At 67.0% G+C, this 7,440-nt stretch carries 5 protein-coding genes; all 5 read left to right on the plus strand.

Translation table 11 applies throughout. The features are described 5' to 3' along the window. The first annotated feature begins 274 nt into the window (after window positions 1-274). The 5 genes from VN779_RS07640 (at window position 275) to VN779_RS07660 (ending at window position 7,201) form a co-directional block, all read left to right on the plus strand. Window positions 275-1,543 carry an extracellular solute-binding protein gene (locus tag VN779_RS07640; RefSeq protein WP_325721580.1) on the plus strand — a complete coding sequence of 423 codons (1,269 nt, stop codon included), beginning with the start codon at window positions 275-277 and terminating at the stop codon, window positions 1,541-1,543. 248 nt (window positions 1,544-1,791) lie between these two features. Next, the gene (locus VN779_RS07645) at window positions 1,792-2,703 is read left to right on the plus strand and encodes a sugar ABC transporter permease (protein WP_325721582.1); all 912 of its coding nucleotides are present in this window, start codon (window positions 1,792-1,794) and stop codon (window positions 2,701-2,703) included. A gap of 2 nt (window positions 2,704-2,705) precedes the next feature. Further along, on the plus strand, window positions 2,706-3,593 hold the full coding sequence (locus VN779_RS07650) for a carbohydrate ABC transporter permease (RefSeq protein ID WP_325721584.1): 888 nt from the start codon (window positions 2,706-2,708) through the stop codon (window positions 3,591-3,593). An 827-nt stretch (window positions 3,594-4,420) separates the two neighbouring features. After that, the gene (locus tag VN779_RS07655) at window positions 4,421-4,711 is read left to right on the plus strand and encodes a DUF1905 domain-containing protein (protein WP_325721586.1); all 291 of its coding nucleotides are present in this window, start codon (window positions 4,421-4,423) and stop codon (window positions 4,709-4,711) included. 99 nt (window positions 4,712-4,810) lie between these two features. Next, window positions 4,811-7,201 carry an excinuclease ABC subunit UvrA gene (locus tag VN779_RS07660; RefSeq protein WP_325721588.1) on the plus strand — a complete coding sequence of 797 codons (2,391 nt, stop codon included), beginning with the start codon at window positions 4,811-4,813 and terminating at the stop codon, window positions 7,199-7,201. The last annotated feature ends 239 nt before the right edge of the window (window positions 7,202-7,440 follow it).

A 7,440-nucleotide genomic window follows, 5' to 3' on the forward strand; every position in this document is an offset into this window, starting at 1 on the left:
CGCGCCGTCGTCATGCTCGGCAATTCGTCGCCGCACTGTCACCGCGCGGTGGATCTCGACAGTGGATCTCGACAGTGGATCCGCACCGCCCTTCACCAACCGGTCGCACAGGCTTCGGCCAAAGGTCACAGTTTGATAACTGGTATAGACCGGTCCGCCTTCTGGTCTAGACCAGACCGAACCGGCAGGCCTACGGTGACCGCACTCCGGAAAATTCGGCGCTCCATCTCCCTCCCGGTCCGGACTGACGCCACCTTCGGTGAAAGGCATCCCCATGAAGCAACGTCTCGCGGCTGCGGCGGTCCTCGGGCTCAGCGCAACGCTGGCGCTCGCCGCCTGTAGCAGCTCGTCGAAATCCTCCTCCTCGGGTGGCTCGGCCTCCGGCGCCGTCACCATCAAGCTGGTCGCGGCCGATTACGGCACCGGCGCGTCGAACTCCTCGCAGACCTACTGGCAGGCTGTGGCCGACGCCTTCCACAAGTCGAACCCGAACGTCACCGTCCAGGTGCAGACCATCGACTGGAACGACCTGAGCTCCAAGGTCCAGACGATGATCCAGAACAAGCAGTACCCGGATGTCCTGGAAGGCCTGACCTACGCGCAGTACGTCCAGGACGGCATCGCGTACAAGGCCTCTGACGTCCTCGACGCCTCGACGCTCTCGAACATCAACCCGATCTTCGGCAAGGCCGGCGAGGTCAGCGGTACCGAGTACGGCATACCGTGGACCACCTCGTCGCGCGCCATGTTCTACAACAAGAAGCTGTTCACCCAGGCCGGAATCACCACCCCGCCGACCACCTGGGACCAGCTGAAGGCCGACGCGCAGACCATCGCGACGAAGACCGGCAAGACCGGCTTCGGCCTGCCGCTCGGCTCCGAGGAGGCCCAGGCCGAGTCGCTGCTGTGGTTCCTCGGCAACGGCGGCGGCCTGACCGACGCCTCGGGCAAATACGCGATCAACTCGGCTGCGAACATCGCCACCTACCAGTACCTGCAGGGCCTGGTGAAGTCCGGCGCCACCGAGCCGGACCCGGCCACCAAGAACCGCACCGACCTGTGGCAGCAGTTCGCGCAGGGCAACGTCGGCATGATCAACGGCTCCCCGGCGCTGATCCCGATCATCCAGAAGGCCGGCGTGCTGCAGAGCTCCGACTACGGCGTGATCGCGGTTCCCGGCAAGAGCGCCCCGCTGACCTCGACCGTGGGCGTCGCGGACTACGTCGTCGCGCTGAACAACAACAACCACCAGGCCGCGATCAAGTCCTTCCTCGACTTCGCCTACAACGACCAGAACCAGCTGGCCTTCGACAACGAGTACGACCTGCTGCCGGCCACCACCTCGGCGACCAACAGCATGTCCAGCAACCCGCAGTTCGCCGGCTTCGTGAAGAACCTGGGCACCGCGACGCTGTACCCGAGCTCGCAGGCCAACTGGAGCACGGTGCTGACCGCGATCCAGAAGCAGATCGGCACCGCGATCACCGGCGACCCCAAGTCGGTGCTCGGCCAGATCCAGCAGACCGCCACCTCCGGCCAGTAAGGACGAGGCCGCCAAAGCTTCGGGTCCCGGCCGCGTTCCCCTCGGCGCGGGCGGCGCGCTCGGCCGGGACCCGAAGGCCCCTGATACATCAGGCTCCTGATGTATCGCGCTCCGGAACGATGGCTCCACCGGCGCCGCGCCGGACGCACCCGCACGGTGCGTCCGGCGCGGCAAGCCGTCCGGCGGGACGCACTTGCCGACCGACCGCCCGGCCGCCCAGGCCCTTCCCGAACTCGGCGGAGAGACCCATGTCACTATCCTCCAACCTTCCGCTGCGGCGGCTCGGCCGAGCCGCGGCCCCTCTCGGCTGGGTCGGCCCCGCCGTCGCACTGATCGCCTTCGCGGTGATCTGGCCGGTCTACGAGATGTTCCGGATCTCGTTCCAGCACTACAGCCCGGACGGCTTCCTGCTCGGCTCGGCCGGATTCAAGAACTACACCAAGCTGTTCCAGGACCCGAACTTCGGCCCGATCATGGTGCGCAGCGTCATCTGGGTCGTCGCGGTGGTCGGCCTGACCATGACGATCTCGCTCGGCGTGGCGCAGCTGTTCAACCAGCGCTTCCCCGGCCGGCGCATCGCGCGCTGGGCGCTGATCGCGCCGTGGGCCGCGTCGGTGATGATGACCGCGATCATCTTCCGCTGGATGCTCGACCCGAACACCGGCGCGATCAACCTGCTGCTGCGCGATCTCGGCCTGATCTCCAAGCTCGGCACCAGCCAGGCCGACTGGCTCGGCCGCCCCGACGCCGCGTTCCTATGGATGATCGCGGTAGCAGTGTTCGTCTCGGTCCCGTTCGCCACCTACACGATCCTGGCCGGGCTGCAGACGATCCCCGGCGAGGTGTATGAGGCGGCGAAGATCGACGGCGCGTCGCACGTGCGCACCTACTTCGCCATCACGCTGCCGCTGCTGCGCCCCGCGATCCTGGTCGCGACCCTGATCAACGTGATGAACGTGTTCAACTCGTTCCCGATCATCTGGGAGATGACCCGGGGCGGGCCCGGCTACGAGACGAACACCTCGACCGTCTACATGTTCAACCTCAAGCAGAACTTCATCGGCGAGTCCGCGTCGATGTCGGTGGTGAACTTCGCCGTGATCATCGTGATGGTGCTGGTGTTCCTGCGGGTCAGCAACTGGAAGAAGGAGGTGGCCTGAGCATGGCCGCGACCACCGCCCCCGCCGCCGCGCGGACCGTCCCCGACAGCGCCCGCTCGCCACAGTCCCGCCGCAAGCCGCCGAGGCTGCGCACCGTCATCCTGGCCGCCGCGGCGTATGTCGTGGCCCTGATCTTCATCCTGCCTTACCTCGAGATGGCGCTGACCGCGCTGCGCCCGCCGAAGGAACTGCTGGACGCGAACTACATCCCGCACCACTTCGCCTGGTCCAACTTCACCTCGCTGTGGTCCACCGGCATCGGCTCGAACCTGCGGGTCTCGCTGATGGTCGCCGGCGGCGCGACGGCCCTGGTGCTGCTCGTGGCGACCCCCGCGGCGTACTACACGGCGCGTCGCAGGTTCCGCGGCCGCACGGTCTTCCTGCTGCTGGTGCTGGTCACCCAGATGTTCCAGCCGACCGCCCTGGTCGTCGGCATCTTCGGCCAGTTCAACCAGCTCGGCATGATCGACGACCCGACCGCGCTGATCCTGGTCAACGCGGGCTTCAACATGGCCTTCGCGATCTGGATCCTCAACGCCTACTTCGGCGCCATCCCCAAGGAACTGGAGGAGGCGGCGCTGGTCGACGGCTGTACCCGGCTCGGCGCGATGTTCAAGGTGATCATCCCGCTGGCGCTGCCCGGCATCGTCACGGCCCTGATCTTCACGTTCATCTCCGCCTGGAACGAGTTCATCGTCGCGCTGACGCTGACCTCGACGCCGAGCAACGAGCCGCTGACCGTCGGCCTGAACAACTTCATCGGCGCCTACTCGGTGGACTGGCAGCACCTGTTCGCGGGCTCGGTCATCGCGACGATCCCGGTGATCGTCCTGTTCGCCCTCATCGAGCGCAAGGTGGTCTCCGGCCTCACCGCCGGCTCGGTGAAGTAGCAGCAGCGGCGAAGTGATAAGGCGCAGCGAAGGCCCGGCGGGCAACAGCCGGGCCTTTCCGCGTGTTACGGCTGGCGCGGAATGCACAGGGATCCGGTCCCAGGCGTCACTGCATCGATGCTGGCCATGTCGGGGTTGGGATCACCCCAATATTCGACGCCGCCCTCGTACACCGAGTAGCAGACTCCCGCTGGCTGTGTGAAGCCCGAAGTGCACACGGTGAAGGTTGCTGAGCGAGACGAGTGCGGAGCTACCGGGAATGTGCTCTTCCCTGTTTGCAAGCGCCATTGCGCCACGCCCAGGGAGACCCCGATCGAATAGATGCGGCCGTCGCCGTGATCCGAGACCGTAACCGGAATCGACACACACAACCGGCCGCTGGTCAGTGAGAGGAAATCGATCTGACCGTAGGCGATTGTCGGCGATGCATAGAGCTTCGGCGAAGTGGGTGCGGTCGTCTTGGCCGGCTTGGGCGAGCTGCCTGACGCGCCATGTGCCCCAGCCGGTGAATGGACCGAAGACGGCGTCGGTGACGGCGAGGCCGCATTCGCCCTCGCGGAGGGTGACGGCGTCGGACTCGAATCCGCCGAGGCACTCGCGCTAGTACTCACTGCGACCGGTGTCGCCGAGTGCGCCGTTGGCTCAGTTCGCCCCGCGCCGCCACACGCAGTGGCGCACGCTACGAACGCCGCGACTGCTGCGCCGAAGGCGGCCGCAGAACGCAGCCGCAATGCACTCCCGAACACGTGCCCCTCCCGCCTGAGCGGCGCACATGTCGCCGGCGGGTGCAAGCATAGGGCAGGAGTCGAGCGGGAGGTCTGGGTCTGGTGGAATTCGAGTTCACTGGGGAGATCTGGCACTGGCGCGGTCCGGCGCCGTTCCACTTCGTCACGGTCCCCGAGGAGCAGGCCGCGGACATCCAGGCACTGGCGTCGGATGTCACGTACGGCTGGGGCATGATCCCGGTACAGGTGCGGCTCGGCGGCACCGCCTGGAAGACTTCGCTGTTCCCGAAGGACGGCGGGTACGTGCTGCCCCTCAAGGACGCGGTGCGCCGCGCCGAATCGGTCGAGCTCGGCGACACGATCGAGGTCGAGTTGACCGTCATCGGCGTTTGAGCTTTGCACCGTGGACCTGAGGTCAGGAATCGAGAAGCGAAGCCACCCCGGCCGCTCGTAGCATCGCAGAGGCGCCGATGCACAAGAGACGGAGACACGATGAGCAAGGCCAGGGAGACGCACACGAACTCGACCGCACCGCACGGAGCGGACAGCCACGAGGTGATCCGCGTGCACGGGGCGCGCGAGAACAACCTCAAGGATGTCAGCGTCGAGATCCCCAAGCGGCGGCTGACCGTGTTCACCGGCGTCTCCGGATCCGGCAAGAGCTCGCTCGTGTTCGACACCATCGCGGCCGAGTCCCAGCGGCTGATCAACGAGACCTACAGCTCGTTCGTCCAGGGCTTCATGCCGACGCTGGCGCGTCCCGAGGTGGACGTGCTCGAGGGGCTGACCACCGCGATCATCGTGGACCAGCAGCGCATGGGCGGGGACATCCGCTCGACGGTCGGCACCGCGACCGACGCCAACGCGATGCTGCGCATCCTGTTCAGCAGGCTCGGAAAGCCGCACATCGGCTCGCCCAAGGCGTTCTCGTTCAATATCGCCTCGGTCAGCGGCGCGGGCGCGGTCACTCTCGAGCGCGGCGGCAGGACCGTCAAGGAACGCCGCGCGTTCAGCATCACCGGCGGCATGTGCCCGCGCTGCGAGGGCCGGGGCGCGGTAACCGACATCGACCTGGCCCAGCTCTACGACCAGTCCAAGTCGCTCAGCGAGGGCGCGATCACCGTCCCCGGCTATACCGGCGGCGGCTGGAACACCCGGCTCTACGCCGAGTCCGGCTTCTTCGACGCGGACAAGCCAATCCGCGAGTTCACCAAGAAGGAACTGGACGACTTCCTCTATCACGAGCCAACCAGGATGAAGATCGCCGGCATCAACATGACCTACGAGGGTCTGGTGCCGCGGATCCAGAAGTCGATGCTGTCCAAGGAAAAGGAGTCGATGCAGTCGCACGTGCGCGCCTTCGTGGAACGCGCGGTCACGTTCACCTCGTGCCCCGACTGTGGCGGCACCCGGCTCAGCGAGGCGGCTCGATCCTCGAAGATCAGGGGCGTCAGCATCGCGGACGCCTGCGCGATGCAGATCAGCGATTTGGCCGAGTGGGTGCGCGCGCTTGACGAGCCGTCAGTCGCGCCGCTGCTGACCTCGCTGGGGCAGTCGCTCGACTCCTTCGTGGAGATCGGGCTGGGCTACCTTTCGCTCGACCGGTCGTCGAGCACGCTCTCCGGCGGCGAGGCGCAGCGCGTCAAGATGATCCGCCACCTCGGTTCGCCGTTGACCGACGTCACGTACGTTTTCGACGAGCCGACCGTGGGCCTGCATCCGCACGATATCCAGCGGATGAACGAATTGCTGCTGCGGCTGCGCGATAAGGGCAACACGGTGCTGGTCGTCGAGCACAAGCCGGAGGCGATCGCGATCGGCGACCACGTCGTAGACCTCGGCCCCGGAGCTGGCACGGCTGGCGGCACGGTCTGCTTCGAGGGCACCGTGGCGGGGCTGCGCGCGAGCGACACGCTGACCGGCCGGCACCTGGACGACCGCGCGCGCCTGAAATCCTCGGTGCGCAAGGCATCCGGGACGCTGGAGATCCGCGGCGCCGACGCGCACAACCTGCGGAACATCGACGTCGACATCCCGCTCGGCGTGCTGGTCGTCCTGACCGGCGTCGCAGGCTCGGGAAAGAGTTCGCTGATCGATGGCTCGGTGTCCGGCCGCGAGGGCGTCGTGTCGGTCGATCAGGCCCCGATCAAGGGCTCTCGCCGGAGCAACCCGGCGACGTACACCGGCCTGCTCGACCCGATCCGCACCGCCTTCGCGAAGGCCAACGGAGTGAAGCCGGCGCTGTTCAGCGCCAACTCCGAAGGCGCCTGCCCCAATTGCAACGGCGCCGGAGTCGTCTACACAGACCTGGCGATCATGGCCGGTGTCTCGACGACCTGCGAGGACTGCGAGGGCAAGCGGTTCCAGGCCTCGGTGCTCGAGTACACCTTCGGCGGGCGCAACATCGCCGAAGTGCTGGAGATGCCCGTAGTAGACGCGGCAGAATTCTTCGGCACTGGTGTGGCGCGCACCCCCGCCGCGCAGGCCATCCTCGACCGGCTCGCCGACGTCGGGCTCGGCTACCTCAGCCTCGGCCAGCCGCTCACCACGCTGTCCGGCGGCGAGCGGCAGCGGTTGAAGCTGGCCGCTCGCATGGCCGAGAAGGGCGGCGTCTACGTGCTCGACGAACCAACCACCGGACTTCACCTGGCCGACGTCGAACAGTTGCTCGGCCTGCTCGACGGGCTGGTCGACTCCGGAAAGTCGGTCATCGTAATCGAACACCACCAAGCGGTCATGGCCCATGCCGACTGGATCATCGACCTCGGCCCAGGTGCCGGACACGACGGCGGCCGCATCGTCTTCGAGGGCACTCCCGCCGATCTGGTCGCGGCCCGCTCCACGCTGACCGGCAAGCACCTGGCGGGCTACGTCGGGGCGTGAAATGACCCTGCGATTGACCTGTCTGGCCGATGCACCGCGAAGAGGCGGCGGTCGCGGCCAATGTCAGGAGCGCGCCGCTCCGCGGTGATAATCGCTCTGGTATGGTCACCTCCTGCGATCTGGGCGGCGTCACCCACTGAACGTTGCCTGTTGGCGGACTTAACATCGCGTTCGGCCAGCCGTGAAGGCACGCGACACGCGGCCACTTCGCGGCAGACGCCGGTTTCACCTTGCACACG

Source organism: Actinocrinis sp., from assembly GCF_035605935.1.
In the GTDB taxonomy this organism is placed as follows: domain Bacteria; phylum Actinomycetota; class Actinomycetes; order Streptomycetales; family Catenulisporaceae; genus Actinocrinis.

Excerpts from the sequence above, each read along its gene's own strand:
- VN779_RS07640 (WP_325721580.1), top strand. The coding sequence starts at position 275 with ATGAAGCAACGTCTCGCGGCTGCGGCGGTCCTCGGGCTCAGCGCAACG.
- VN779_RS07645 (WP_325721582.1), top strand. The coding sequence starts at position 1,792 with ATGTCACTATCCTCCAACCTTCCGCTGCGGCGGCTCGGCCGAGCCGCG.
- VN779_RS07650 (WP_325721584.1), top strand. The coding sequence starts at position 2,706 with ATGGCCGCGACCACCGCCCCCGCCGCCGCGCGGACCGTCCCCGACAGC.
- VN779_RS07660 (WP_325721588.1), top strand. The coding sequence starts at position 4,811 with ATGAGCAAGGCCAGGGAGACGCACACGAACTCGACCGCACCGCACGGA.